Here is a 25,490-nt window from a genome sequence, read left to right on the forward strand (position 1 = left end):
ATATTATATTTATTTAATGTTTGTCAGGTAACTAATAATAGATTTACAAAACAGTATTATTTTGGAATAATAGGCTGTAGATAATTCTTAAATAGATTATTACTCTCTAGGAATTTTTGAGTGTGAAATTCTACTTTTTAATTTTCTCACTTTCAATAAGAAGAGAATTTCCCTCAATAATCCACAGAGAAGTTGTGCAAGGAGGTGACAAAATGGCAAAAATACGAAATCAAATTGAATTTGAAGTATATGGTTCTTATGCATTATTTACAGACCCACTTATGAAGCTAGGTGGTGAAAAGATGACGACACAAATTCCTAGCTACCAAGCACTTAAAGGGATCGTGGAATCGATTTACTGGAAACCATCTATCATTTGGTATATTGATGAAATTCGTGTAATGAATGCTATTCGAATGGAATCGAAGGGTGTACGACCGATTGATATGTCGGGGGGGAATACGCTTGCCAATTACAGTTATTTGCGAGATGTACGTTATCAAGTAAAGGCACATTTTGAGTTTAATAAAAATCGAATGGATTTAGAGCAAGACTTCAACGAGAATAAACATCACAATGTAGCCAAGCGTTGTGTCGAAAAGGGTGGACGTCGTGATGTCTTTTTAGGAGCAAGGGAATGTCAGGCTTATGTAGAGCCGTGTGATTTTGGTGCTGGAGAAGGTTTTTATGATAATTATGATGAGGTGCATTTTGGTACGATGGTGCATGGCTTAAATTATCCTGATGAAACAGGACGTAATATGCTTGAAACAAGACTTTGGCAACCTAGAATGAAAAACGGTTATATTTCTTTTATTCGTCCAGATGAATGTTCGCTTGTCCGTCCAATTAAGGAAATGCATGCAAAATCGTTTATTTTAGGAGAATCAATGACAGCTGTGGAGGATGAATACGAGGAGCTGGAGGTGAAAAAATGAGTTATTTACGTGCTTTGTATAAAACCTACGAAGAAAATGAAGCGCAAGTAGGCGAAATTTTCTCGAAAGAAACAAAAGATAAAAAAGTGCTTGAATATACACTACTGCCCATTTCACATACAACTCAAACCGCACATATTGAAATGATCATTAATCTTGAAGGTACACTGTATGACGCAAAAGTAATAGAAAAAATCAATACGATTTTACCGTTTACAGAAAGCTCTGGCAGTCGTTCAGGAAAAAATTATGTATCTCATATGTTACAAGATAAGCTGATGTATGTAGCGGGCGATTATGTTGCTTTTACGCAAGAAGAAGATAAGAAAGATGCACATTTATATTATTTAGAACAGCTCGGAGAATGGTGTAATTCGCCCTATAGTCATCCGCACGTACAAGCAATATATGAATATGTAAAAAAAGGAACGCTCATTCAAGATTTGGTGGAGTGCTCTATTTTACACCTTACAGATGCAGGACTATTGCGTTCAAAATGGGATACAAAGCAGGATGGGGACAAGCCACCTATTTTCCAGATGCTTGCAGGTGCACAGGAAAGCGCTTTTGTTCGTTTTAATGTTCATGTACCTGGAGATGTAATTGATCCTGTTTGGAGTAATAAGGATATTTATAATGCCTATAGTCAATTTTATAATACAAAGCTGCAAGAAAGTGATATTTGTTATGTGACAGGTGAATATTTACCATTTACCGTGCGTCACCCTAATAAGTTACGTAATTCGGGTGATAAGGCTAAGTTAATATCAGCAAATGACGGTACTGGTTTTACATACCGTGGTCGTTTTAAGGATAGTTTTGAAGCGGCTAATATTAGCTATGATGTTTCGCAAAAAGCGCATAATGCATTAAAATGGCTGATTGAACGGCAAGGAAAGCATGTAGATGGACGCATTTTCCTTGTATGGGGCTCAAAAAATCCTGATATGCCATATGTAGCTGATGATTTATCAAGTGATGTTTTTAAAGGCTTGAATTTCTTCTTGGAGCAACGTGATGCGATGCTTTTGCAAAAAGCGGATACAAAAAAGGTTTTAGCCGACCAGCATAGCCAAATTATTAGCGGCATCAAAAAGAATATGGATATTCAGGAACATGATGATGAAAAGGTATATATATTAACGCTTGATGCAGCAACACCAGGACGATTGGCAGTACTTTATTATCGGGATTTAGATATCAAAGAGTATTTTGCTAAGCTACTAATCTGGCATGAGGATTGCAGCTGGCGTCATACAAGGAAAAAGAATGATGAATGGGTGCAGTACTTCGGATCTCCATCCTTTTATACAATTGCACATGCCGCATATGGTCCGAGACCTAGTGATAAGATTGTCAAAAGTGTCATGGAGCGAATGCTGCCTTGTATACTTGATGGACGGAAAATTCCAATTGACATTGTACGTAGTTCGATTACACGCGCCTCTAACCCACAATTTTACAACCAAGCGTGGGAGTGGGAACAGGTACTAGGAGTTGCATGCTCACTGGCTAAAAAACATTACTATGACAAAGAAGAGGAGGTTTATACTGTGGCACTCGATACTACAAACCCAGAGCGTGATTATCTATTTGGTCGTTTACTTGCGGTTGCGGATGTATTAGAACGGAATGCGTTAGGTAAAGAAGAGAACCGACCAACAAATGCCTTACGTTATATGAATGCATTCTCTCGACACCCAGCAAGAACATGGTCTACAATTCAGCGTAATCTACAACCTTATCAAATGAAGCTAAGAGACAAAGGGATTTATTATACAAAGCTTATTGATGAAATTGGTGCGCAAATGAATATTAACGACTTCACCGATGTACCACTAACTGGTAAATACTTACTTGGCTACTACAGCCAGCGACAAGCACTGTACACAAAAAAAGAGAAAAATGAAGAGGAGAGTTAAACGATGACAACATTAGATCATAAAATTGATTTTGCGGTTGTATTTTCTGTACAAAATGCCAATCCAAATGGTGATCCATTAAATGGAAATCGGCCGCGTCAAAATTACGATGGTTATGGTGAAGTATCAGATGTTTGTATTAAGCGTAAATTACGCAACCGCCTACAAGATATGGGGGAAGCAATTTTTGTACAATCTGATGATCGTAATAATGATGGCTTTAAAAGTTTAAACGATCGTGTAGATGCGATCCCAGAGCTTAAAAAGATTAAGGCTGATAAAAAAGGCAATGCAGATGTGTATGCAACGATTGCAAGTAATACTTGGTTTGATGTACGTGCATTTGGGCAAGTATTTGCTTTTAAAGGAGATTCTTTGTCTGTCGGTGTACGTGGTCCAGTATCTATTCATCCAGCGATTAGTCTTGCTCCAATCGACATTACAAGTATTCAAATTACAAAAAGTGTAAATTCTGTGACGGGCGATAAAAAAGGCTCTGATACAATGGGTATGAAGCATCGAGTTGATTTTGGTATCTATAAGTTTTTTGGGAGTATTAATACACAATTGGCTGAGAAAACAGGCTTTACAAATGATGATGCTGATAGATTAAAAGAAGCATTAATTACATTATTTGAAAACGATGCTTCCTCTGCTCGTCCAGAAGGATCGCTAGAAGTACATAAAGTGATTTGGTGGGAGCATAATTCAAAACTTGGCCAATACTCATCAGCTAAAGTTCACCGTTCATTAAAGGTAGAAGGGGAATCTATAGCTGATTTAACAATCTTAGTTGCGCCATTAGAAGGGCTGAAGGTAAATGAGCTGGACGGTAAGTGATGATGTCGATTATTTAATGTTATCGGGTATTCAGCATTTTCGCTTCTGTCCACGACAATGGGCGTTAATTCATATAGAACAGCAATGGGCAGAAAATGGTTTGACGATTGAAGGCCAACATGTTCACGAAAAAGCAGATCAACCATTTCTACGTGAAAAGCGGGGAAGTAAATTAATTGTGAGAGCGATGCCGATTCGCTCTCGTAGTTTAAAGACAAATGGTATTTGTGATGTTGTAGAATTTCACGAACATAAAGAAGGTGTTCCTATACATGGCGAGACAGGCACTTATATACCAATTCCAGTGGAATACAAGCGTGGAAAACCAAAGAAGGGACAGGAGGATGGCATGGTATTAAAGAATTAGAATGTAATAATTTTTAGCAAAAATCGTTCGAAGTTATAATTTTTTTATGGATTTTTGCAGTCGCTCTCTGTGTGGAGAGCGTGGATTGAAATACATCATTTGCTAAGTCTGGCCAGAAATAATGCGTGTCGCTCTCTGTATGGAGAGTGTAAATTGTAAGCCCGTACACAAAATAATGGTATAAATGAGCAGCATCTCCCGGTACGATGAAAGTATCTACAAGAAGGAGGTGCTTTTCATTTGTCACAACAAAATTGATGATTGTCCCCGTCACGCTCCAGCCTGATGTTAACAAGTCTACTTTGAAAGTCTGTTAAATCAAGCATGAACAATCAATAACCAAAAATCTCAAATATAGGTTAGGATATTGCTGGCATATAAAACAATTTCCCCTAAAGTATTAACGAAAAAGTGCAAATACTGAATATAAAAGTAGGGAAAGTAGTTTCAATTATTTGAAAAAATGCTTTTGAAATAAAAAGCATTGTAATAGCTGAGGAAAAAGCGATTTTTATTGCAATTTATTTATGTTGATGAAAAATGTAAAAATTCGACAAAATTGCTCGATATTTTTTACAATAGAATTACTATATGAAAAGCATTGTTATAGTAACTTCATCGGAAATTATTATAAAATAATATCAATGTTTTTTTAAATAGTTAAAATATTATTGAAATAAAGTGGATTTTGCATTGATTATTTTCTGCTATTTATCCTATAATTAGTATAAATGGTTTATGAAATCGTAGTACTAGTTTCTTGTTTGTGAAATGATCGTGAAATAATAAATTATTGATGAAATGAGGTGAAAAGGTGTTTGGGCTTTCAAAAGAAGAAATTATGTTAATGCTAGAAAAAGTGGGGTTAGAAGAGAAGCAAAAAAATGCAATTGTGGACATACTATATCTTAACAATATGCGAATTGAGCAACAACTAGCATTTATTATCCATCTAATAATAGACGAACGCGAAAGAAATATTTCAAACAATACATATTTAAATTAGAAAATGTCGAAAGATAAGACATTTGACTTTGACACATTACATATTGTTTTGTTCATGAATTTAATAATTTCAAAATATTGTTAATATCCTTCTCTTTTTTAATTTATCTGCTATATTTAGAAAATCACAAGAGCTCTATATTTACAAATGCTCTTGTGATTTTTCTTTTCAGGCAACCACTTATTTATAATTCCTTCTTAAAACAAATAATGCGGTTAGCCTCTGTGAAGCCTAGTTTAAGATGGACGGCTAGACTTTCGAGATTTTGTAATTCACAATCGCTCGCAAATTCAATACATCCCTTACGTTTAGCCCACTGCTCACAACTCTCGACAAGTAGCTTCGCAAAGCCTTTCTGTCGATTTTGTTCTTTTACGAAGAGTCCTTCTAAGTAGCCGACTGGGTTTGAGTTGGTACCTTCGACATAATCTGTTCGGAGTTGACATTGTGCAAAACCGACTGCTTCATCATCCTCATAGGCAATAAAGATCGCAGCGTTTTCTGCGTTAATTAGTTGCCCCATCTCCTCGCCAAACTCTTCTAACATATGATTTGGCCAAAGTTGTAGTGCTAATAATGCTGTTGTTTGCACATCTTCCATAACTGCTTGTTTAATCATATAAAGTCTCCTTCCTTTGAAATGGTAAAAACTGAAACTTTTTATTGTTCAGAACGTAAAGATATAAGATACAAAATACAGGGATGGCTAGTGCTTTGAAACAAGCGTTACTTGTACTTGATGTTCAAATTGATTACTTTAGTGATAATGACCTTATAAAAAGGGCTGAAGAACTAAAGATCCCTATCATCTATATTAGGAATGAATTGGAGCGAACGCAATTACTTTCGAATTTTTACGAAGATTCAATGCTATAAAAGGAAGTAAAGGTGCTAAATTGGATGAACGACTAAAAAATGCTAGCTTCATAAACATCTTTAATTCTAAGTTCCCGGCAAATTTTTGAAAAGAAAAATGAAAAGGGGAAACCTGGGTGACAATTTTACAAAAACTGATACAACACACAAAAAGGATGGCTTTGTATTACAGGGATTAAATAATACATAAAAATGGAGGTTTTATTATGAAAAGATGTGAATGGGTCAAGCTAGATGAACCTTTATATGTTGAGTATCATGACAAGGAATGGGGCAAACCCGTCTATGATGATCAGCATTTATTTGAGATGCTCTGTTTAGAAGGGGCACAGGCTGGACTTAGCTGGTGGACAATCCTACAAAAGAGAGAGGGCTATCGGGCTGTTTTCGACCAATTCGATGCTTCGAAAATCGTACTCTATACGGAGGACAAGCTACAGGAGCTTAGTCAGGATTCTCGTATCGTGCGAAATAAATTAAAAATTGCAAGTGTCGTGACGAATGCTCAAGCTTTTTTACGAATACAAGAGGAATATGGGTCGTTCTCTAAATATATTTGGGGCTTTGTGGATCATCAGCCTATCATCAATGAATGGTCGTCAATAGGTGATGTGCCTGCTACAACGGAGATTAGTGAACGAATGAGTAAGCAATTAAAAAAAGATGGCTTTAAATTTGTTGGTAGTACCATTTGTTATTCATTTATGCAGGCAACAGGGATGGTTAATGATCATGTCCTAGATTGCTTTTGTCGTAGTGAGAACTTAGATGATGAAATTTGATGACATCGAGGCACAGTAACGATATTTGTAACAGGTGGGATTAGACCTATGAAATCCGAACAATTATGCCGAGAAAACAATTGCTTCCAGAACTAAATGAGCGGCGTATTCATTGCGATTTTATTAACACAGTATAATCGTCTCTCGTTCACAGCTAGTAACATCAATTTAAAAGCCATAGATATAGCATCCTCAACAATAACTTGAAACAACCCAAAAAAGGTGGCGGCAATTACAGCAACTTCATTAAGGTATGATGTCACTGCCTCTGTGTATCCGTCATGTGATTGAGGCTACGGAAGAGGGGAATGATGGAGCATCTTTTTTATTAATTGATTTCATGAAGAGGAGGAAAGAAGATGAGTCGGCACGTATCAGAAAATAAAGGAATAAAGAAGGTGAAGAGAATGGAAAGTAAAACAGTGGTCAAAAGTGGTATTAGCTTTGGCTCGGTATTAGCCATTACCATTTCTTGGAGTGTAAATCATTCAATATTATGGGCAATTATACATGGCTGTTTAAGTTGGTTATATGTAATTTATTACGCAATAATAAGATAAATTGTGAGTTCAAAGAAGCGGGATAGATGTGGAACCTGTCGATGTGCAATTGTTTAGAAAAAATTGCAATCTATACATACAATAGTGAATGTATTTTCGTTCATAACTTATGGGCATTTAGCATAAATAACAAAGTGCTCTTTTTTCAAAGAAAAGCTCATATTATTAAAGGAAGTTTTACATTATTGCATGTATCGTAGAAGAAAGGTTGATAGGATGACACATCAAGTAACCGCCACAAGCAATATTGATTTTAATGCTACAGGCGTTGATGAAATATTACAAAATGTAGCTTTTATATTATCTACTTTCGTAATATCTTGCCCGTTATACAGAGATTTTGGTTTTAGACTAGATACTCTTACACCTTTTCAGCTTGCAAAAAGACGTAATACTGCACGTCTTATTGAAAGCATTCAACGTTTCGAGCCACGAGCCGTAGTAATAGATGTAGATTATGTTGGAGATACTTATGTAGGAAAATTAGAACCTGTTGTGAAAGTTATCGTAAATGAATAAAGTGAAACTTAAATCAGAGGGATTTTCTTCACCAATCGGGTTTTTACGGGGCAGTTCATGTCGCTGAATTTTGAGGTGAGATTTTCTTGCCTGTTAATGCGAGATAAACCTTTAAGTGAATTTCGTTTTATTTTACACAAGTTTGCCAGGCTAGTTTAATGTTAGCCTGGCAAATTATAAGTAGATTAGTTGTCAATAAAAATTATAAACATTGCTTTGTACATAGATATTTATCGAACTAAATGCATTTTCGTTAGATAACATACAGCTCTTCTGATGGCATCAATTTTATTGCAATCAATAGTAAGAGTAGTGCGAGCAGCTTCAAGGAAGTATGCACAACAATTTTTGGGATTAAAGAATAAGAAAATAAGACCTAAGAAACTACTGACACCTGTTAAGAAAGCATCTACTAATGTACCTGGCTCTAAACATCTTAAGAAATCACATGCGCAGCCTTTAAGCTAGAAAAAGATGCAATTTTTAGAGATGAACAAATAGACTTTCGCCTTAAAAATATTTGCTAATTAATTAGGAAGGAAATTATGAATGATTCAAGTATCTTCAAGCATAAAAACAACATGCTTGATGTAAATTTATGTAGTATATATTACTTATCGGATAAATGGGGTTAATTCATTGATAAAGGTACTGGATTAAAAAATGGAATGGAGAGAATATATGAAAGGATTAATAAAAGGCTGTTTTATTTTATTTTCCTTGATATTAATGATTGCGGCATTGATTAAGTATAATCAACCTTCAATTGAACAATCCATTCAAAAAAATCCTGACATAAATTATGCTGAAGAAATTGGTGGAAAATTACAAAGCACGAATTTTACGCAAAAAATTATAGTGGCGTTACGAGCGGCAGGCTATTCTCCAGATAGTACGATAGGCTATTTAATCGAATCTCCAAACAATCAAGTAATGACTATACAATTACATAATTTAGATAAATTTGATAAAAGTACAGAAAGTGAAATCCAAAATATCATTAACGTAATTGCAAAAAATAATGATCTTCATTCGTTTATCGTTGATGTCAAGCTTATTGATGCTCAGTAACAAGCTTTAACTTCTTTTAGCAGGTGTCCAAACATACGCTGAAAGAAGTTAAAGCTTCTGAACGCAATTATGACGAGGTATAAGTGATTTTTTGTTTCAAGCCAAAAAATAGTTAAAGATGACTAAATGGTTACAGAAAATTTGTGTGCTATAATCAAAAAAAGAGGTGATCATGCTGAGGATTTTAGTTTTAGGTGCAACTGGGCGCGTGGGAAGCCAAATTGTTTCCCTAGCGTTACGAGATGAACATATCGTTACAGCTTTAGTGCGAAATCCAAATAAGTTAAATGTAAGTAATGTGAATTTACATATTATTCAAGGTGATGTGCTGGAAAAAGAAGATATAGAAAATGCCCTGTCCAATGTAGATATTGTGATTAGTGCTTTAAACACGGATGGTACCAATACATTAACTAAAAGTATGCCACTGATTCTTGACGCAATGAAAAAAGTGAATGTGAAAAGAATTATAACTATTGGAACGGCAGGCATTCTCCAAAGTCATCTGACTCCAAGTATACTACGATACCAATCGAGCGAATCAAAAAGAAAATCAACCTTTGCAGCACAAGAGCATCATAATGTCTATAATTTATTGACGAAATCTGACGCGGATTGGACAATCGTCTGTCCTACATACTTACCGGATGGCGAATATACGGGCAACTATCGTATCGAACGAAGCTTTTTACCTGAGAATGGGGTTGAAATATCTGTAGCAGATACGGCAGAATTTGCCTATCAACAAATTCACAGCAAAGAATATCTGAAATCGCGTGTAGGTATTGCGTACTGAATAAGTATAGCTGTTAATTTGTGAAATCAGGTGTGTTGATTAACCATTTTTATCCACCCTAATTAAATTAGAAGGATCTGACTTCCGCTACGGGCTACTCGCTTTGTTGCTGTCGCTTCGCTTTCGCACAGAGCAAGGCTTCCTGCTAGCGAGCGTCGAGTAGCCCTTCACTACAAGCTCTTCATCATAACATGTGGTTGATTTCTTTGATAGAAAGGCTTGTTTTTCGATAAAAGCCCAAATAGTTTCGATAAAATGAGATTTTGTTTCGATAAAAGCTCAAATAGTTTCGATAAAGAGCGATTTTGTTTCGATAAATCTTCAAAGTATTCCTATAAAACGAACGAAAGTAGCTTTAACGATTCTGTTTTGGGGCTCGATACTAAATAGCAACAAGAAAAACCCTTTCATCGATCAATAATAAACCTATTTTTTCCTAATCAACACGCCTGTTGTGAAATATATCATAAAATGTACTTTTTAAGTTAACCGCAATTGTGTGTTATAGATAGTGTTATATTAAAAAAAGATATGATAAAAGTGATATCTGTTTTTGGTATAGGCTCTATTTTAGTTTTATTGGTTCCTTATCTCTTTAATTATTTTTTATAGTATGTCTGTTCCCTAAAAAAGTAAGGAAAAAAACAAGAAGCCTTTTAATTCGAAGGCATCTTGTTTTTAATAAAGAAGATCTTGTAACTCTAGACTAATAATATAAACCGTTATTGCGTAGCCATTTGCCTTAGAAATAGAGTAGTTAAATTATTCATTTTTCATCTGCATATCGATTAATTGTTGATAAATAATATCTTGATAGTTTATGTTTCGCCATAACGTAATAACATCCAATTCTGCTAGCTCTTGAAGGTAGCTTTGTATTAACTCAAATGCGATAAAATAAGCTAAACGGTTAAAGCCAAAACGTTTACCGCCATTAATAGAGAACCATTCAATGAACACTGCTCTTGCATCGAGCGAAGTTAAATCTGTTAAAAACGCTTCGATAATTCTTTGTTTATTATTCGTAGCAAATGTCATCCACTCTACGTCTTCTTGAAATGCAAAATATTCATCTTTTCTCGCACTTACTACCCTTGCAGAAAAATATGTTGCAATACCTTCCTGCAAAAGCCAAGTGAATGGGCTCTCCCAGTCTACTTTACCCCAATCAATACCTCTTTTTTCGGATAATAAATGGTGTAAAGCGTGCCCAAACTCATGAGCAATAATAATTTGCAAATGGCGGTCTTGAGGGGAAAGTTTCTCTAAGCAAAATGCAATTTCTGGTATGATTTGTCGGTAAGTAAAAGCGTTACTTCCAAATAAACCTACAATCAGATGTATATCCTTTGTAAATGTGATACCGTACATTTCTTCATAGTCCCTTGCAATAGCATTAATAAGCTCAGGCATTTTATCTTTTATTTCAATTAACGCTGAAATCTTTTCCTGGTGCTTTGGAATCGCCGTTGTCATTTTTTCATCTACATTATGGCAATGATATAGAAAGTATTCTTCAAAATGGCTTGCATGCTTTTCATAATATTCCTTTAAATAATCAATGGTAGGCAGATAGCTGTTAGTGAAATCTGTTACTGTATCATGAATGAACATGTCCGTCTCCCTTCTAGTAAATCAGCCTTCAGATAGAACTAAATAACGCTTAACAACGTTATCATTTTTCACGATTAAAATATCATCACGTTCTTTTACTGAATAAATCTTTGCCCCGATTGGTAAATGGTTTGCAGCACCATTTTTAAAATCTTCTGCTTTAGTGGCATTGAATTTTATCTCACCAAGATGTTGATCTTCATTGAGTTCAAGCTCATCAATCCATTCTATATTGGTATTGAAAATATTACCTTCCCATTGAAAAATATCTGCTCGGTCGTCCAATCTTAAAACTTCGGCTGCATCAGGTTTTTCAAAAGTAAAAGTATCTACTGTGACTGCTTCATTACAACCAACTATAAATAAATTAAACAATAACACAAATAATAAAGAGTTTTTCATCTTCAAAATACCACCTAGACAATTTTATAAAATTAATCAAAGTCAATTAACAGCCAAGTTAAAACCAAGTCTGTTAGTGATTTTTCCGTTACACAATTTCTCATAGCTAAAAATATAAATTATTGAGTATCCATCCGGCTATCCCACCTATGATACCTACAATAATTAAGGTTAGACCATGTTTTTCGGCATGATAATCACTTTTTAAAACGATGCCTATACAAACGGCTATAATACCGCGAAACAGTTGAAAAAAGACAAATGCAAACAATGCATTAATCCAACCAATTGTTATTAGTAAAGACTTGCAATTTTTTACATTTTCCATAAAGATTCCTCTTTTCACACGCATATATTGCTTTGTGTATACCATTTTATTGGGAAAAATTCTTGAAGTACATGATATATTTTGGATATAGTCAGTAACATAAACAAGAGCATTTCCATTTAAAGCATCCATCTTGTGTTGATTTTATACAAAGTCGCGATGTTTTGAAAAAGGTCACAATGCATTTGCTCTAAAATATATCAGGAGCTTTTTTAATCAACTAATGTAAGCAGGTTACTAGAAGTAAGGTTTAAAAAGATGAGGAGTGGTGATAGATGGACCTGGTATTTATTCGTCACGGTCAAGGTGAACATACATTAGATATACCAAAAAGTTTACAGATAAAAGACCCTCCATTAACAGCTAAAGGGGAGAAACAAGCAAAACTATTAAGAAATCAATTCCCTTTAACAAATGATGATATTTTAATCATAAGTCCTACTAGAAGAACTCTGCAAACTGCATTTATGTGGAGTGAAAATATAGATTGTCGTAAGATTGTAAGTCCTTTAGTTTCTCCGCGAATTTTTCCTATTATTCCAGATAAAAACACATTGCCTTGTGATAAAATAATTGATTTAGAGATAATTCAAAATGATTTTCCAACTTTCGAAATTGACACTAATGTTCCCCTAGATTTATGGTCGGCGAATTGTAAAATCAGATTAGACACTGTATAAAAAAATGCATCAAATCGGAAAAATCGTGTATTATTGGAGTTCCTACACAACAATATACAAAGGAGATTTTTCGATTTGATGCAAAAAAAGCTTAACATAAAAGGAACTCAAAAGAAACCCAGACTTACTGAAATTCAACGTGGAAAGTTAGAAGCTTACCTTGATGAAGGGAATTTATCAAAAGCTGAGATTGCCCGTAGATTGGGTGTTTGTCGTGCTACTATATATAACGAAATCAAGCGTGGAACTACTACACAAGTGAGGATAGTAAATAGTAAACGAATCTATACCACGAAGTACTTCGCTACAACGGGTCAAGCAATCACTGAACGAAATGTGGCTCGTTCTCGTAACCCTTTGAAGGTGAAGCGAGTATCGGCTTTTCTAGAATACGCAGATCAATTAATGAAGGAAAAGGAGTGGTCTCCAGACGCTGTTGTTGGTCGTACATTGCTTGATGGTAAGTTTCGTCGTGAAGAAATGGTTTGCGCAAAAACTCTTTATGCGTATATAGATCTTAGGTTGTTGAAAACTAGAAATTCTGACTTAGTTTCCAAGACATCGCGTAAAACAAAGACAGTACGTAGGGCTAGAAAAAATATAAAATGTTTAGGCGAAAGTATTGAAAAACGCCCACAGCACATTGAAACACGAGAGGAATTTGGTCATTTTGAAATCGATTCAGTGATCGGTAGAAAAGACAAAGAAGATGATGTTTTATTAACACTGATCGAACGGAAAACGCGTCGAGAATTTATTTTCAAAATGGACGGTAAGGATGCGGATTCCGTGAACTATGCGATTGAAACCATTCTAAAGAATTTTGGGGAGTTAGCACCTAAACTATTCAAATCCATTACAGCAGATAACGGGAGTGAGTTTTCAGAGCTTGCGGAAAAATGCCAAGAGTTGATGGGGATTTACTTCACACACCCCTACTCATCATGGGAGCGAGGAACAAATGAAAACCACAATAGAATGATTCGTAGATGGTTACCAAAAGGAACGTCCATAGAGAACTACAGTAGATCTTACATCCAATCTGTAGAAGATAAAATGAACCACTTGCCACGACGAATACATGGATTCAAAACACCGCATGAGATGTTTGAGGAAGAATTAAAGAGATTAAGAGAATCAGCGTAAGAAGACGTGAATCAACCAACTCTTACCCTAGGGTTAATGGGAGTTTATTGTCTATCGGTCTTTCCGCCAATTTAACAGGAACCTGGCTCCACTTCAAGGGGCAAGCCCTTTCCGTTACGCCAGAACCCTGTTTTAACCAATTGGCAGACCGACAGACAATAAACATGAAGGTGAAAAGGAACAGAAAATATACGGACATGAGATGTATTAAAAAAAGTGTCTAACTTGATATTGCAATTTACGTGAAAATAAATTCACAAAAATCGCAGAAGAATTTATTATTAATTGCAAGCTGCTACAGAAAGAAAAGATTTATATTGTTTCCCATGATGGTACCATCACTTCTTATCGTCAATTAATTTCAGGTCATAGTTTATCCAGAAAAGATTTCCCGCCAGAAACAGGGTGGTTTCAAATTACTTGTTGAACTGACGGGGGGCTTTAGTTCAATAAGGCTCATCTAATTGAACGAACTTTTTTATAAGAATCTCATACACGGTTGGTTGAAGAAAACATTTAATCAATCTTTATTCTAAAACTAAAATAAAATATCAAAGCCATTATTGTTTTAATTTCATCTTAGCTATCCTAGTATGTCTTCTAATTAGCTTCAAACTTTAAATTATTTTTAGCTTCGTCTACAAATGACCAATAGAACTGATGAAATTCGTCTGATTTCAGTTCTTCTGCTGGTGTCATTCCGTAATGCCATTGTCCATAAGTACTTCCAAGTAGCGTAATCCCTCCAACGACGACATCATAGTCATAACCACCTAAAGAATTGTGAATAGGACGCACCATACCACCTGCCACAAGACTTTTATTCGTTCCCGTCAGAATATTGTCTTGTTTATTCAAATAATCCACAAGCGTCATTTCGCCTACCTGTTTTGTTTCCTCTTCTTCAAACTTTTTTATTGCTTTCATCGCTTGTTTGTGAAGCGTTTTTCGATCAGGGGATACGGAAGAAATATATTGTGTGTGTAATTTTTTAAACACGTAATTAAAGGCCTCGATGTCGTTTCGCTTTGTATTTCGCACTGATTTTTCAGCTAAAGCTTTGATTTGGCTGATTAATACATCTTGCGGGGGAACTTTCATACCTTTCGTCGGGATGACGTCCCAATTCGGTGTATTTAAGGAACGACTTCCGAATGACAAAAGATTGATATTCGACTGCATTCCTACTTCATTTGGCGTATAGTTCCATAGTGGTTCGGAAGTCTGAACGCTTTCCTTAGAATATACATATGCTTCTGTTAAATGAGACTGATCACTTTTTATAGGGTTATTTTTATTCGTTGAGTATAAAGGGTTAGATTGTATTTGCGATAAATTAGTGATTTTCATTACTTTATTACATCCCTTTCAAATTCAAAACCATTTTTGTTATAAAAAAATTAAGAGTGCTTTTAATTAGCACTACGAACATTTATTATACTATAATTTACATTTAAATTATATTATGGCTCTTCACCAAAACGTGTGGTTGATTTCCGTTCCGACTGGGCGCTTTCCTGGGGGCGTCCGATGAGCCGCTTCACTCGCGTTGCTCGCTCCAGGGTCTCATCTGTGACGCTGATCCCCAAGGAGTCGCCCAGTCTCCACTACAATCAACTAATATACAGCGCATATATTTAAAAAAATGTCATCCATAACTTTTGGTGGTGAGCCTATATTATTACAACTAATTCAATTTGTGGGCTCATCACCATAACATGTGGTTGATTTCTTTGATAGAAAGAGCTTGTTTTTCGATAAAAGCCCAAAAAGTTTCGATAAAATGAGACTTTGTTTCGATAAAAGCTCAAATAGTTTCGATAAATCTTCAAAGTATTCCTATAAAACGAACTAAAGGAGCTTTAGCGATTCTGTTTTGGGGACGATGTAAAATGTAGAATTACTATTAAAACATTTTGCTAGGGAGGGAAGCTATGCATAACTTATCAGGAAAGGTTATCCTCATCACAGGCGCAAGCTCAGGTATTGGGCTTGCCACTGCCGAGTTGATGGCCTCTAAAGGAGCTAAAGTAATTATTAATTATAATTCAAATGTGAAGGGTGCCATGGAAGCCGTCCAACGTATTCAAGAAAAAGATGGAGACGCCATTGCAATTCAAGCTGATGTTATGAATAAAGAAGAAGTGAACTCAATGGTTGAACAAGCTATTTCTTCATTTGGCACAATTGACGTCTTAGTTAATAACGCTGGTGGTGGCATACGCCAAAGTACATTTATGGATTTGAGTGAAGAGCTATGGGAAGAAACGTTCAAATTAAATGTAAATAGTGTTCTCTTATGCTCCCAAGCTGTATTAAGACATATGATTCCGAAAAAAACCGGAAAAATTATTAATGTATCATCAACAGCTGCACGTATTGGAGGAGCAGGTGAAAGTATTCATTACGCATCTGCTAAAGGGGCGATAAATACAATGACGATTGGAATGTCCAGAGAGCTAATTGAATATGGAATTATCGTGAATGGGGTAGCACCTGGAATGGTAGAAACACCTTTTCATGATAAATTTGCACCTGGCGATAATCGACTTGAGCGTATGGCTTCATCTGTACCTATTAAACGGGCTGCAACACCTACGGAAATAGCAGAGGTAATTGCTTTCCTTTCTTCTGATGCTTCAAATTATATCCTCGGAGAAATTATAAATATTAGTGGTGGGAGATAATTAAAAAGAAGGGACAAGTGCAAGGAATAAAGATCAGAAATGGATGGTCTTCAGCTCTTTTTTCTTATTGCGTTTCAATTAATGATTTTTTGTCAAAGTAATTAAGGTAAATAGTTGCAGGGGGGAGTAATTTAATGAGTTATAAAAATACTTTTATTGAAATTTCAGAGGATTCGGTAGTTAATTCTGCTATTACACCGCTCCCAAGAAATAACAAACCTACCATAGCTTCGATTGAATATGACTTAATCAGTAATAACCCTTACAAATATACGCAGGAAGATGTCCAAATTCAAACTTATTTGATTAAAAACCAAATTAAATCAGATGAATTAGATGAAATCAGAAAACATTTTTTTCAAAAACCTAAAGCATGTTTTAGAGCTTCACCATTGGTAAAGAAGTATGGGTGGGGAATACATTACGATGATGAAGGAAAACTTGCAATATATGATGTTAATAGTGAAAGGTACGAGCAATTTCTCAAATCGGGTAATATCACTTTATTAAAAGGTATGCGTTCTATACGGAGAGGAAAATAACGAAAGAAATCACGAATCTTTTATTTGCCTTGAGTGTAAACAAAAGATTCGTTACATATTCCGAGACTAATGTACAGTGGAACAATCCCTTCTTCTTCTGTGCTGTAGTTAATTATATAGACCAACTGGAGGCAGAGCATGAACGAGAACGAATTTTTTGTTTATCATATCGTTACTAGCAATAAAATGAGCACAGGGCAGATAATTAACTTTGACAAGAACCAAAAAAACACCTTATATAGCTTCTTCTTTGATAGGGAACAATTGAACTCTAAAGGTGAAGACTTTATTAAGATTTTATACGGTCATTATACAAATGAGGGCTTGAACATTAGTAAAGAGAATACCGAAGTAGCTATTCAGTATGTAGGTCAAACAATTAGAGCTATTAGAGAAGTAGTAGTAGAAATGGTTAGACTACAAGAACATCCTGAATATCCTTCAAGATTGTCTTGCTTATACGCTGCTAAAAGTTATGAAGACGTTTTGAAATGGAAAGAAATATTTGATTCATATAATCGTAATGTTTTGCAGATTGTTAAACTTCGAGTTATTGGGAATTATTTTGAAGGTGATGCAAATCTTTTACCAAAGGAGGATGGGGTTCCTTTCTCTCAAAAAATTGAACAAGCTAGAGAATATTGGAAGGGAAATGTTAAAAATGAGCTTACTGAACTTTTGATAAACGGAAAAATTGAAGTGGTAGAAATTATTGATGATTTCTCATCTTAAATTCTGGAAAGTCTTTAAAGGCAACTTTTCATATAACGAGGAAGGATTGTTGAAAAAGATAGCGAATCTATTAAATTGGGTAGTTAACTAATTCGACTAAAAGGATTAAAAAATGGAAAAAATAAATGGAATCATTGATGTACTCATTAATAAAGGTTTAATAATAAATGATCATCTAGAATTGCAGGGGTTAAAAAGTGGTACAACTGATGGTATTTTATATACGATCCTGTTGAAAAATGTACCAACCTACGTGATAAAGATAGACCATCCTGAGATAATAACTTCCACTGAGGAATTCCTACTTGCATATAAAAATGTGACATTGTTGCCAGATGTCTTTTACACGGATAATAAAAAAGAATTTATTATTTACTCTTATATACATGGGGAAACGCACTATAATCGGGGATCGAAATTACAATGGATGAATATTTTAACTAAAACTTTATTCAATAATTATGAAAAGGTGGACAAAGATACACCTTGGGGAAGAATAAATGGGATTCATAGAAACTCCTGGTCAGACTTTAATCAAAGTAGTTTTGAGTCTGCCAAAATGAACATAGGTAAGCTTTTACCGAGCGAGGACCATAAAAGAGTAGAGTTGTTGGTAAATAGATTAAAAACTTATCATGATCAAGAGGAAAAGTATTATCTTCATGGAGATACTGGTGTTCATAATTTTGTATACTTTTCTAATGAGTTAAAAGGAGTTATTGATCCATCACCGTTAATCGGTCCCAAAATTTACGATTTTACCTATGCGTTTTGTTCTTCGCCAGATAGTCTAGATGTCAATACACTTTTTTCATCGTTTTCCTTGTGGGACGGGAATGCATCCTTTACTAAAGAACGACTTTTGGATGAAGTTGTTTTTCAATTATATACACGTATTGGAGTGTGTATTAAAGTTCATCCGCACGATTTAAATGGTTATATGGAAGCCTGGAAGGAATGGAGAAAGTATCTTCCTTCTAACTTATACTAAACTGATGTTTTAGTGGAATAAAGTGAATCGAAATAATCAAATTTAAAAACAGTTCTTGAAATTAAAGGAAAGCCAACGTTTGGATTCAAACGTTGGCTTTTATATACAGTGAAATCAATTGTTAAAGCGGCTGAGACATAAGTATATTTTCAAAGCAAAATTAATTCACACCAGAAAAACGCGAGAAATCAACGTTTATAAAATTGATCTCTCGCGCTTTTTAAGGTTTTGACCAGTTATGTCCCAGCCTCTAACTATCATTAACTAATTTTAGTTCCATTTGGTACAGATTGGTCAGGCGTTAGTAGAATCACATCGCCGTCTTCAGGCACTCCACCAATAACTAAAACTTCTGATTTAAAGCCTACCACTCGACGAGGAGGGAAATTAACAATAGCTACTACTTGCTTACCAACAATGCCTTCTGGTGTATAGCGTTTGGTAATTTGAGCAGAGGATTGCTTGATTCCCAGATTTTCTCCAAAGTCAATTTTCATTTTAATGGCAGGAACTCTTGCTTTCGGCAGTTCTTCAGCTTGAATAACTGTACCAATTCTTATATCTAGATTAATAAAGTCTTCTATAGTTGCCATAAAAGTACTCCTCGAATGAATGTAATTATGAGGCTCTTCGCCAAAACGTGTGGTTGATTTCCGTTCCGGCTGGGCGCTTTCCTGGGGGCGTCCGATGAGCCGCTTCACTCGCGTTGCTCGCTCCAGGGTCTCATCTGTGACGCTGATCCCCAAGGAGTCGCCCGGCCTCCACTCCATCAACCTATATTGCATACGTTTTAACAAATGTCACCCACAACTTTTGGTGATGAGCTAATTATGATAAATATTATCATGGAACAACTAAATACTCAAAAATTTTCAAATTGCAAAGACACTTGTGAAATTTTTTCGATGAACTTTAGTAAACGGATATATATATAATGCTTCGATAGCTACCAAATTTCAACAGAGTGAGTACATTCATTTTGGTTAGAATATGGTTTTATATACAGTTAATAATACAAAAATACAAGCATTTTTTTGTTTTAACCTCAAATAATAATGATTAGGTATCATTATTTGCAGGAGGTGAAAACTTGAGGAAATATTATCTATTGATCGCACTATGCATTTTAGGGATCTTTGTATTTTTGGTAGATGAAAAATCTTTTGCTGACAAAGGAAGGAAATATTACGAAGAAGCGGGACAAATTTTGTGGGATATAAAAACGGATGAAAAAGTAATTGCCTTAACCTTTGATGATGGTCCTCATAAAAAGTACACACCTGACGTTTTAGATATATTATCCAAATATAATGCAAAAGCCACATTCTTTATTGTGGGTGAAAATGCAGAAAAAAATCCTGAGCTTGCTTTACGCGTTTACGAAGAAGGACACGAGCTGGCCATCCACACATATACGCATCCTTTAAGAACGAATGTTTCTAAATTAATGAAAGAGATAAAACAATCACATGCAACGATTTTTGGTATAACTGGATCTTCTCCTGTTTTATTTAGACCAGTTAAAGGCCAGTATACGGATGCCATGATTGATGCAATTGTCAAAGAAGGGTATAAAGTTGTCATGTGGTCATGGCATTTAGATACATTCGATTGGAAAAATCCTGGAGAAAAGAGGATTGTTAATACTGTTTTAAAAGGTGCTAAGCCTGGAAGTGTAGTGTTATTTCATGACGGTGGTGGAAATCGTGAGCAAACCGTGAGAGCATTGAAAAAAATTTTACCAGAACTTGAGAAGCAGGGATATAAATTTGTAACGATTTCAGAGCTCCTTGATATTCAAAAATCAAGTAATAAAGATGGAAAATAATTAATGATTTGAAAGCTCGAAAAGGCAAAACTTGGTTTCTGATGTAAATTAAGTCTTGCCTTTATCAAATATTTCATAATATTAATCGCTCCTATAGTTACACTCTGCAGTTGGTTTTGAGACATTGTTTTTTGGAAGAAACCTTGTAAAATAATATTTGTAGTAAACTTTATGGTAATTTCGACCATAAATGTTTTGTGTTGGTTTCTAAAGAGGGGTGAGGGTATCATATTATGAATGACTACATTAAAACAATGAGGCAAATGATCGGGCATGAAACTCTATTGACTATTGGATGTGGAGCAATAATTGAAGATGATATGGGACGTATACTTTTACAAAAAAGGACTGACAAGGATGTTTGGGGAATCCCAGGGGGCATCTTGGAAATCGGAGAAACCCTTGAAGAGACGGTTAAAAGGGAGGTCTTTGAAGAAACTAATATTATTCTGAACAATGTGACATTATTTGGATTGTATTCAGGTGAAAATGGTTATGCAGAGTACTCAAATGGAGATAAAGTATATAGTGTTCAGATAATTTTTTACTCAAACGATTATAAAGGTACTATACAAATCAATGATGAAAGTAGTGAATTATACTTTGTATCGAGAAATGAAATACCATTAAACCTTAATCCTCACCAAGCCCCATTTATTGAGGATTGGAGCAATGATATGCCTACACCAGTAATAAAATGAAAATGTTTTTGAACTTATGGGGGAGCGTTTTTTAAGTCTAGTAATATCTCAAAAATCCAAGCAGGGATTCTTTTAATACGGCAGTATTATTAAGCTTTTACATATTTAAAAATGGACTAATGTATTATATAATCAGAAAAATGTAGTATTTTCTAAAAAATCAATAGAATGAAAGGGGAATAAGATGAAACAAATTATTGCATTAGGGGGAGGGGGCTTTTCTATGGAGCCTCATAATCCATTATTAGATACATATATTTTGCAGCAGTCTAACAAAGTTAATCCTAAAATTTGCTTTGTTCCGACCGCAAGTGGGGACTCGGAAAACTATATTTCGAGGTTTTATTCTTTTTTTGATTCACAAAAATGTATTCCGTCCCACTTATCTCTTTTTTCTCCGCCAACTCGAGATTTAGAAAGTTTTATTTTGGAAAAGGATATTATTTATGTTGGTGGGGGAAATACTAAAAATCTTTTAGCTTTATGGAAAGAATGGTCGTTAGATCGCATTTTTAAGACAGCTTGGCATGAGGGAATCCTTTTAACAGGCATTAGCGCTGGCTCAATTTGTTGGTTTGAAGAAGGAATAACAGATTCATATGGCGGAGGAGATTTAGAACCGATAAATTGTTTAGGGTTTCTTCCAGGAAGTAATTGTCCTCATTATGATGGAGAAATCAATCGAAAACCAGCTTATCATAATTTGGTCCAAACTAAAAAACTCTCATCTGGCCTTGCCGTTGATGATGGAGTGGCAGTTCATTTTATCGATCAAGATGTTCATAAAATTGTTAGTTCAAAACCTGAAGGGAAAGCATATAGGGTTTCTGTTGATGAGGGGATCAATGAGCAAGAATTATTTGTAGAATATTTAGGACATATGTATTGATTACAAATTAAAAGAAAAACCGCCCTTATGATACCGCTTCACTGTAGCAATTGTAAGTGTAAGGGCGGTTTTATTTTACTATACTCCGATCAAAAAAATCTAATGATAACTCTACTTTCGTCGTGAGTTGCTCAATAATACTATAATCTTCAGGCGGAAATACTTTATCTAAAGTATTTTTCCGTATTCTAAGTAATTTTCAACTTTAAAAATGATAGTTGGTTAAAATTTTGTCACTATTTTTTTCAACATTCCACTTGGGACGGTTTCACTATTTGAGAGACAATCTATTTCTCCAAAGACTAAAAAACTATCTTTTGCCCTTGAAATTGCTACATTCAATAAACTTTTACTAGCATCAATAAAATAACATCCATCACTCTTCCCGTATACAGTGGACATAATAATTATGTTTCTTTCTCCGCCCTGGAATGTATGAATAGTACCTACAGATACTAGTGATTTTAATTCGTTCGGTAATTCCTTTTTAATCGCTGAAACTTGCATTTTAAAAGGTGTAATTATTCCTAAAATATTTCTAGGATCTGTTTTTGAATACACTTCTTTTAATTGTTCAAAATTGTTAACTACCCAATTCGCTATTTCTTTTGCTTCTATTTCATTATATCTACTACCTGCACGTTTATTGGATTGAACACTATTGATTTGGTAATGCCCAAAATGAGGGATAGACAGTTCATTTAATTTACATTTTTTATCTTGTATTCCTAATCCTCTTTTTGGCTCTAAATTGCCTTTATAAACTAACTTGTTGCAATAATCAATAATTTCATCATAACAGCGTCTATGCTCACTTAAAAACAGTCCTCGTTCGCCAAATTTCTCATAGTTACAACTTTTACAAGCAACCTTCATCACACTAGACTCTGATGTATTTATTCCGCTTGTTGTCAAAATTTCAAATTCTTCTTTCTGGCTAATAACCCCAGCAGTTTTTGCTAAAGATAAATCGAGGTTTCTATGAATATTCCATACCGGTTCAATTTGATATATATCGCCTACTACAACAGCTCGTTTCGCTAATGAAAATGAACATGCAGCAATCTCAGGAGTGACTTGTCCAGCTTCATCTACAATTAATAAATCTATTTTATTATAGAGATATTTATGTTGTTTTTCCTCATAAGCACGAAGTAGCTTTGGTAATTGATAAAAAGTCATAACAAAACAAGGTGTGAGCATACTTAAGTTTTCATATACTAAATTCAGTACATTTTCGAAAGTCTTACCTTTTTGTTTGGCGCTAAGTCTTCTTGCTTTTAACCATCTGCATTCATAATAATGTACTGCTAGCCAAAATGATAAATATCTTAAAGAAGTATCCAAAAGACTATTTAATTGATTAATATTTGTGACACTCGAAATGTCAATGTCCTTACTTTCAATAACATTTAAACAGATTAAACTATCAATAACTTCCTGTATATTTACCTTTATTTCTTTCACTTTTTTACTTAATTGTTCTTTATCTTGAATGTTTTTCCTTACATCCTTAATAATCGAACTATAGCTTGAAATAATATCGTCTATATCCATTTGATCGTTTAGAAAATCTTCTTCAATGTTTATGAAGGTATTTATTCTATCCTGAATCTTTTGTTTAAAACTCGGCAAAAATTTTAACCAATGATAATAAAAAGGAATTTTCTTATATTCCGCTTGCCATTCATTTACTCTTAACTTCAAATTTTCTAATTGAACTTTGCCATTTTCAATTTCATTATCGATGTCTGAAATAAACGTATTGATATTTTTTTCAATTTGACAAATATCGAAATATTCATTAAATAAATTCAAAAGAATACTAGTAGCATTATTAATTTGTTTTAGCCTGTTTGAAATTTGGTTTTCACAATTATTTAAAGAATGAATGGGTGTGTTAAAATAAGTAGCACACTCTTGCATAAATTTGTCTTTAGACTTCTGAACATTTTCGGCGTTTTCTACAGTTTCAAAGAAATGATCTCCCGAAGGATTTGTATGGTGAAATCCTTTTGTTGTTGCTTCGGTCACCTTACTAGACGAAGGAAAATAAACAGCTAAACTTTTTACACCCTCTACCCATCTATTTTCTAAATTAGAATGGGACCATTTTTTTTCTATTTTCCCAAAGGACTCAATAATATTCGTAACAGCTTGATTATTTGTCGAAGAAGCTACAATGAGTGGGGCTTTTTCTTTTTTTAAAGCCTTTTCTACATATAAATTTGCCACAAGTGTTTGTAAGAGTGTTGTCTTACCAGTACCAGGTGGACCATTCACTGCTAAGACTTCACCTTCTTCCATATTATTGAAATGAATGAGGCATTCTCTTTGAGAAGGGGAAAGTCCATACTCTCCTCCCATCTGACCAATATGTTTTTGTGATTCATCCACAGAATTTTTGATCAAAGGTTTTAATTGGCTAAACTCTTTCTTGATAAAGTTTAAATATAACTTGGAATGTTTATAATTACCTTTTATCAAATCATCATATAGCGCTAATATATTTCGAGTTGCATTTATAGTTTCGTCCTTGAAAATGTAAATGGTTTCTTCCAATTCAATATCATTTACTACTAAATCCAATAGAGTATGTCCAGTGATTTGCTCATACATACATTTACACAAATTAAAATAGGATTCCCAATCAGTACATTTTTTAAATTCGTGCGAGTAAGTACTCATATAATCATCGAAAGTTTCTAAATTGCCAACAGCTACAGTTTCATCTATTAAAGGAAATAAATATTCCCTTGGTATCCAAGGTGTCTTCACTTCTGGAGGTAATAGTTTTCCTTGTGTGTTTATCAAAGCAGGAATGAAAAAAATTCCAGCTAATTCCTCAGTGTTGTTTTGGGTTTTTTCCTGACTTTTATAGATTGTTTTAATTGTCTTTGCAACAATTATTACTTCTTTAAAATCCTCCGAATGATTCTTATCTTTACTAAATAAATATTGAAACGTTATTTCTGGAATCACACCTAGTTTAAAATCTTGAAATGAAACAGTGTTATATGTACTTCTTTTAAAATCTATTGATAACTTCGCCGCTACACTATCTCTAAAATATTGGGTTATATGTAGATTCATAATTACATCCTTTCATTTTAATGGAATATTAAAGTTATAGAATACTAATAAATAACATAGTTGGCAAGTTAATGTTAGTGGGTGATTTAAGTTGTTTAACATCAAATGTTGGGGTAGGCACAAAGTGAAACTTCTACAAAAGTTCCAGCCACTGATCTGTTTGTTGCCATAAACACTGTA

The 25,490-nt window shown here is 34.4% G+C and carries 26 protein-coding genes and 1 pseudogene; 19 read left to right on the forward strand and 8 right to left on the reverse strand.

Annotated elements, in window-relative coordinates; translation table 11 throughout:
* Window positions 1-221 precede the first annotated feature (221 nt).
* The 5 genes and pseudogenes from cas5c (at window position 222) to QUF91_RS12195 (ending at window position 5,073) form a co-directional block, all read left to right on the forward strand.
* Window positions 222-938 carry a type I-C CRISPR-associated protein Cas5c gene (cas5c, locus tag QUF91_RS12175; RefSeq protein WP_289420062.1) on the forward strand — a complete coding sequence of 239 codons (717 nt, stop codon included), beginning with the start codon at window positions 222-224 and terminating at the stop codon, window positions 936-938.
* Window positions 935-2,860, forward strand: a complete 1,926-nt coding sequence (cas8c, locus tag QUF91_RS12180; RefSeq protein WP_289417944.1) for a type I-C CRISPR-associated protein Cas8c/Csd1 — start codon at window positions 935-937, stop codon at window positions 2,858-2,860. Before cas5c ends, cas8c begins: the two co-directional genes overlap by 4 nt.
* Window positions 2,861-2,863: 3 nt before the next feature.
* Window positions 2,864-3,700: a type I-C CRISPR-associated protein Cas7/Csd2 gene (gene cas7c / locus QUF91_RS12185; protein WP_289417945.1), complete on the forward strand. Its 837-nt coding sequence runs from the start codon at window positions 2,864-2,866 to the stop codon at window positions 3,698-3,700.
* Window positions 3,681-4,046 (forward strand): annotated as a pseudogene (locus tag QUF91_RS12190) (CRISPR-associated protein Cas4); the annotation flags it as partial. The gene cas7c and the pseudogene QUF91_RS12190, both read left to right, overlap by 20 nt.
* Before the next feature lie 835 nt (window positions 4,047-4,881).
* On the forward strand, window positions 4,882-5,073 hold the full coding sequence (locus tag QUF91_RS12195; RefSeq protein ID WP_289417946.1) for a hypothetical protein: 192 nt from the start codon (window positions 4,882-4,884) through the stop codon (window positions 5,071-5,073).
* 184 nt (window positions 5,074-5,257) lie between these two features.
* Here the strand turns inward: QUF91_RS12195 and aac(6') are convergent, their stop codons facing one another.
* Window positions 5,258-5,692 carry an aminoglycoside 6'-N-acetyltransferase gene (gene aac(6'), locus QUF91_RS12200; protein WP_289417947.1) on the reverse strand — a complete coding sequence of 145 codons (435 nt, stop codon included), beginning with the start codon at window positions 5,690-5,692 and terminating at the stop codon, window positions 5,258-5,260.
* Window positions 5,693-6,155: 463 nt separating this feature from the next.
* Here aac(6') and QUF91_RS12205 point away from each other — a divergent pair, with 463 nt between their 5' ends.
* From QUF91_RS12205 to QUF91_RS12225, 5 genes are all read left to right on the forward strand, one after another.
* Window positions 6,156-6,731, forward strand: a complete 576-nt coding sequence (locus QUF91_RS12205; protein ID WP_289417948.1) for a DNA-3-methyladenine glycosylase I — start codon at window positions 6,156-6,158, stop codon at window positions 6,729-6,731.
* Window positions 6,732-7,090: 359 nt separating this feature from the next.
* Entirely contained in the window at window positions 7,091-7,291 is a 201-nt protein-coding gene (locus QUF91_RS12210; RefSeq protein WP_289417949.1) for a hypothetical protein, read from the forward strand.
* Between the two features lie 216 nt (window positions 7,292-7,507).
* A complete protein-coding gene (locus QUF91_RS12215; protein ID WP_285399429.1) occupies window positions 7,508-7,810 on the forward strand; it encodes a GPW/gp25 family protein in 303 nt (100 codons plus the stop codon).
* 681 nt (window positions 7,811-8,491) lie between these two features.
* On the forward strand, window positions 8,492-8,881 hold the full coding sequence (locus tag QUF91_RS12220; protein WP_289417950.1) for a hypothetical protein: 390 nt from the start codon (window positions 8,492-8,494) through the stop codon (window positions 8,879-8,881).
* Between the two features lie 175 nt (window positions 8,882-9,056).
* Window positions 9,057-9,677 carry an NAD(P)-dependent oxidoreductase gene (locus tag QUF91_RS12225; RefSeq protein WP_289420064.1) on the forward strand — a complete coding sequence of 207 codons (621 nt, stop codon included), beginning with the start codon at window positions 9,057-9,059 and terminating at the stop codon, window positions 9,675-9,677.
* Between the two features lie 762 nt (window positions 9,678-10,439).
* On the opposite strand, the gene QUF91_RS12230 is transcribed toward QUF91_RS12225, so the two are convergent.
* The 3 genes from QUF91_RS12230 to QUF91_RS12240 all read right to left on the reverse strand — a co-directional run bounded on the left by QUF91_RS12230 (window position 10,440) and on the right by QUF91_RS12240 (window position 12,021).
* Window positions 10,440-11,291, reverse strand: coding sequence for a hypothetical protein (locus QUF91_RS12230; RefSeq protein WP_289417951.1), 852 nt, complete (start codon window positions 11,289-11,291; stop codon window positions 10,440-10,442).
* 21 nt (window positions 11,292-11,312) lie between these two features.
* Entirely contained in the window at window positions 11,313-11,693 is a 381-nt protein-coding gene (locus QUF91_RS12235) for a hypothetical protein (protein WP_289417952.1), read from the reverse strand.
* Between the two features lie 106 nt (window positions 11,694-11,799).
* Entirely contained in the window at window positions 11,800-12,021 is a 222-nt protein-coding gene (locus QUF91_RS12240) for a hypothetical protein (RefSeq protein ID WP_289417953.1), read from the reverse strand.
* Between the two features lie 275 nt (window positions 12,022-12,296).
* Here QUF91_RS12240 and QUF91_RS12245 point away from each other — a divergent pair, with 275 nt between their 5' ends.
* Both QUF91_RS12245 and QUF91_RS12250 read left to right on the forward strand, forming a co-directional pair.
* Window positions 12,297-12,701, forward strand: a complete 405-nt coding sequence (locus QUF91_RS12245; RefSeq protein ID WP_289417954.1) for a phosphoglycerate mutase family protein — start codon at window positions 12,297-12,299, stop codon at window positions 12,699-12,701.
* A 78-nt stretch (window positions 12,702-12,779) separates the two neighbouring features.
* Complete coding sequence (locus QUF91_RS12250; protein ID WP_289420036.1) at window positions 12,780-13,847, forward strand: IS30 family transposase; 1,068 nt, start codon at window positions 12,780-12,782, stop codon at window positions 13,845-13,847.
* Window positions 13,848-14,447: 600 nt separating this feature from the next.
* Here the strand turns inward: QUF91_RS12250 and QUF91_RS12255 are convergent.
* Window positions 14,448-15,197, reverse strand: coding sequence for a hypothetical protein (locus tag QUF91_RS12255; protein ID WP_289417955.1), 750 nt, complete (start codon window positions 15,195-15,197; stop codon window positions 14,448-14,450).
* Window positions 15,198-15,310: 113 nt separating this feature from the next.
* Window positions 15,311-15,436, reverse strand: coding sequence for a hypothetical protein (locus QUF91_RS12260; RefSeq protein ID WP_289417956.1), 126 nt, complete (start codon window positions 15,434-15,436; stop codon window positions 15,311-15,313).
* A gap of 345 nt (window positions 15,437-15,781) precedes the next feature.
* On the opposite strand from QUF91_RS12260, the gene QUF91_RS12265 reads away from it, so the two are divergent.
* The 4 genes from QUF91_RS12265 to QUF91_RS12280 all read left to right on the forward strand — a co-directional run bounded on the left by QUF91_RS12265 (window position 15,782) and on the right by QUF91_RS12280 (window position 18,799).
* Window positions 15,782-16,534: an SDR family NAD(P)-dependent oxidoreductase gene (locus tag QUF91_RS12265; protein ID WP_289417957.1), complete on the forward strand. Its 753-nt coding sequence runs from the start codon at window positions 15,782-15,784 to the stop codon at window positions 16,532-16,534.
* 134 nt (window positions 16,535-16,668) lie between these two features.
* Window positions 16,669-17,076: a DUF6157 family protein gene (locus QUF91_RS12270; RefSeq protein ID WP_289417958.1), complete on the forward strand. Its 408-nt coding sequence runs from the start codon at window positions 16,669-16,671 to the stop codon at window positions 17,074-17,076.
* Window positions 17,077-17,214: 138 nt separating this feature from the next.
* Window positions 17,215-17,808, forward strand: coding sequence for a DUF2441 domain-containing protein (locus tag QUF91_RS12275; RefSeq protein WP_289417959.1), 594 nt, complete (start codon window positions 17,215-17,217; stop codon window positions 17,806-17,808).
* A 112-nt stretch (window positions 17,809-17,920) separates the two neighbouring features.
* A complete protein-coding gene (locus QUF91_RS12280; protein WP_289417960.1) occupies window positions 17,921-18,799 on the forward strand; it encodes a hypothetical protein in 879 nt (292 codons plus the stop codon).
* Window positions 18,800-19,059: 260 nt separating this feature from the next.
* Here the strand turns inward: QUF91_RS12280 and csaA are convergent, their stop codons facing one another.
* The gene (csaA, locus tag QUF91_RS12285) at window positions 19,060-19,392 is read right to left on the reverse strand and encodes a chaperone CsaA (RefSeq protein ID WP_289420065.1); all 333 of its coding nucleotides are present in this window, start codon (window positions 19,390-19,392) and stop codon (window positions 19,060-19,062) included.
* A 551-nt stretch (window positions 19,393-19,943) separates the two neighbouring features.
* On the opposite strand from csaA, the gene QUF91_RS12290 reads away from it, so the two are divergent.
* From QUF91_RS12290 to QUF91_RS12300, 3 genes are all read left to right on the forward strand, one after another.
* Window positions 19,944-20,627: a polysaccharide deacetylase family protein gene (locus QUF91_RS12290; RefSeq protein ID WP_289417961.1), complete on the forward strand. Its 684-nt coding sequence runs from the start codon at window positions 19,944-19,946 to the stop codon at window positions 20,625-20,627.
* 233 nt (window positions 20,628-20,860) lie between these two features.
* Window positions 20,861-21,328: an NUDIX hydrolase gene (locus tag QUF91_RS12295; protein ID WP_285397991.1), complete on the forward strand. Its 468-nt coding sequence runs from the start codon at window positions 20,861-20,863 to the stop codon at window positions 21,326-21,328.
* A 184-nt stretch (window positions 21,329-21,512) separates the two neighbouring features.
* Entirely contained in the window at window positions 21,513-22,217 is a 705-nt protein-coding gene (locus tag QUF91_RS12300; RefSeq protein ID WP_285397989.1) for a Type 1 glutamine amidotransferase-like domain-containing protein, read from the forward strand.
* A 222-nt stretch (window positions 22,218-22,439) separates the two neighbouring features.
* Here the strand turns inward: QUF91_RS12300 and QUF91_RS12305 are convergent, their stop codons facing one another.
* A complete protein-coding gene (locus QUF91_RS12305; protein WP_289417962.1) occupies window positions 22,440-25,310 on the reverse strand; it encodes a DEAD/DEAH box helicase in 2,871 nt (956 codons plus the stop codon).
* Window positions 25,311-25,490 lie beyond the last annotated feature (180 nt).

The sequence above is a fragment of the Lysinibacillus sp. G4S2 genome (genome assembly GCF_030348505.1).
In the GTDB taxonomy this organism is placed as follows: Bacteria; Bacillota; Bacilli; order Bacillales_A; family Planococcaceae; genus Lysinibacillus.

Coding starts and splice junctions, on each gene's coding strand:
- QUF91_RS12205 (WP_289417948.1), top strand. CDS start 6,156: ATGAAAAGATGTGAATGGGTCAAGCTAGATGAACCTTTATATGTTGAG.
- QUF91_RS12305 (WP_289417962.1), bottom strand. CDS start 25,310: ATGAATCTACATATAACCCAATATTTTAGAGATAGTGTAGCGGCGAAG.
- QUF91_RS12265 (WP_289417957.1), top strand. CDS start 15,782: ATGCATAACTTATCAGGAAAGGTTATCCTCATCACAGGCGCAAGCTCA.
- QUF91_RS12215 (WP_285399429.1), top strand. CDS start 7,508: ATGACACATCAAGTAACCGCCACAAGCAATATTGATTTTAATGCTACA.
- QUF91_RS12275 (WP_289417959.1), top strand. CDS start 17,215: ATGAACGAGAACGAATTTTTTGTTTATCATATCGTTACTAGCAATAAA.
- QUF91_RS12250 (WP_289420036.1), top strand. CDS start 12,780: ATGCAAAAAAAGCTTAACATAAAAGGAACTCAAAAGAAACCCAGACTT.
- QUF91_RS12245 (WP_289417954.1), top strand. CDS start 12,297: ATGGACCTGGTATTTATTCGTCACGGTCAAGGTGAACATACATTAGAT.
- QUF91_RS12270 (WP_289417958.1), top strand. CDS start 16,669: ATGAGTTATAAAAATACTTTTATTGAAATTTCAGAGGATTCGGTAGTT.
- QUF91_RS12295 (WP_285397991.1), top strand. CDS start 20,861: ATGAATGACTACATTAAAACAATGAGGCAAATGATCGGGCATGAAACT.
- cas7c (WP_289417945.1), top strand. CDS start 2,864: ATGACAACATTAGATCATAAAATTGATTTTGCGGTTGTATTTTCTGTA.
- QUF91_RS12240 (WP_289417953.1), bottom strand. CDS start 12,021: ATGGAAAATGTAAAAAATTGCAAGTCTTTACTAATAACAATTGGTTGG.
- QUF91_RS12220 (WP_289417950.1), top strand. CDS start 8,492: ATGAAAGGATTAATAAAAGGCTGTTTTATTTTATTTTCCTTGATATTA.
- csaA (WP_289420065.1), bottom strand. CDS start 19,392: ATGGCAACTATAGAAGACTTTATTAATCTAGATATAAGAATTGGTACA.
- QUF91_RS12210 (WP_289417949.1), top strand. CDS start 7,091: ATGAGTCGGCACGTATCAGAAAATAAAGGAATAAAGAAGGTGAAGAGA.
- QUF91_RS12230 (WP_289417951.1), bottom strand. CDS start 11,291: ATGTTCATTCATGATACAGTAACAGATTTCACTAACAGCTATCTGCCT.
- QUF91_RS12255 (WP_289417955.1), bottom strand. CDS start 15,197: ATGAAAATCACTAATTTATCGCAAATACAATCTAACCCTTTATACTCA.
- cas8c (WP_289417944.1), top strand. CDS start 935: ATGAGTTATTTACGTGCTTTGTATAAAACCTACGAAGAAAATGAAGCG.
- QUF91_RS12300 (WP_285397989.1), top strand. CDS start 21,513: ATGAAACAAATTATTGCATTAGGGGGAGGGGGCTTTTCTATGGAGCCT.
- QUF91_RS12235 (WP_289417952.1), bottom strand. CDS start 11,693: ATGAAAAACTCTTTATTATTTGTGTTATTGTTTAATTTATTTATAGTT.
- QUF91_RS12280 (WP_289417960.1), top strand. CDS start 17,921: ATGGAAAAAATAAATGGAATCATTGATGTACTCATTAATAAAGGTTTA.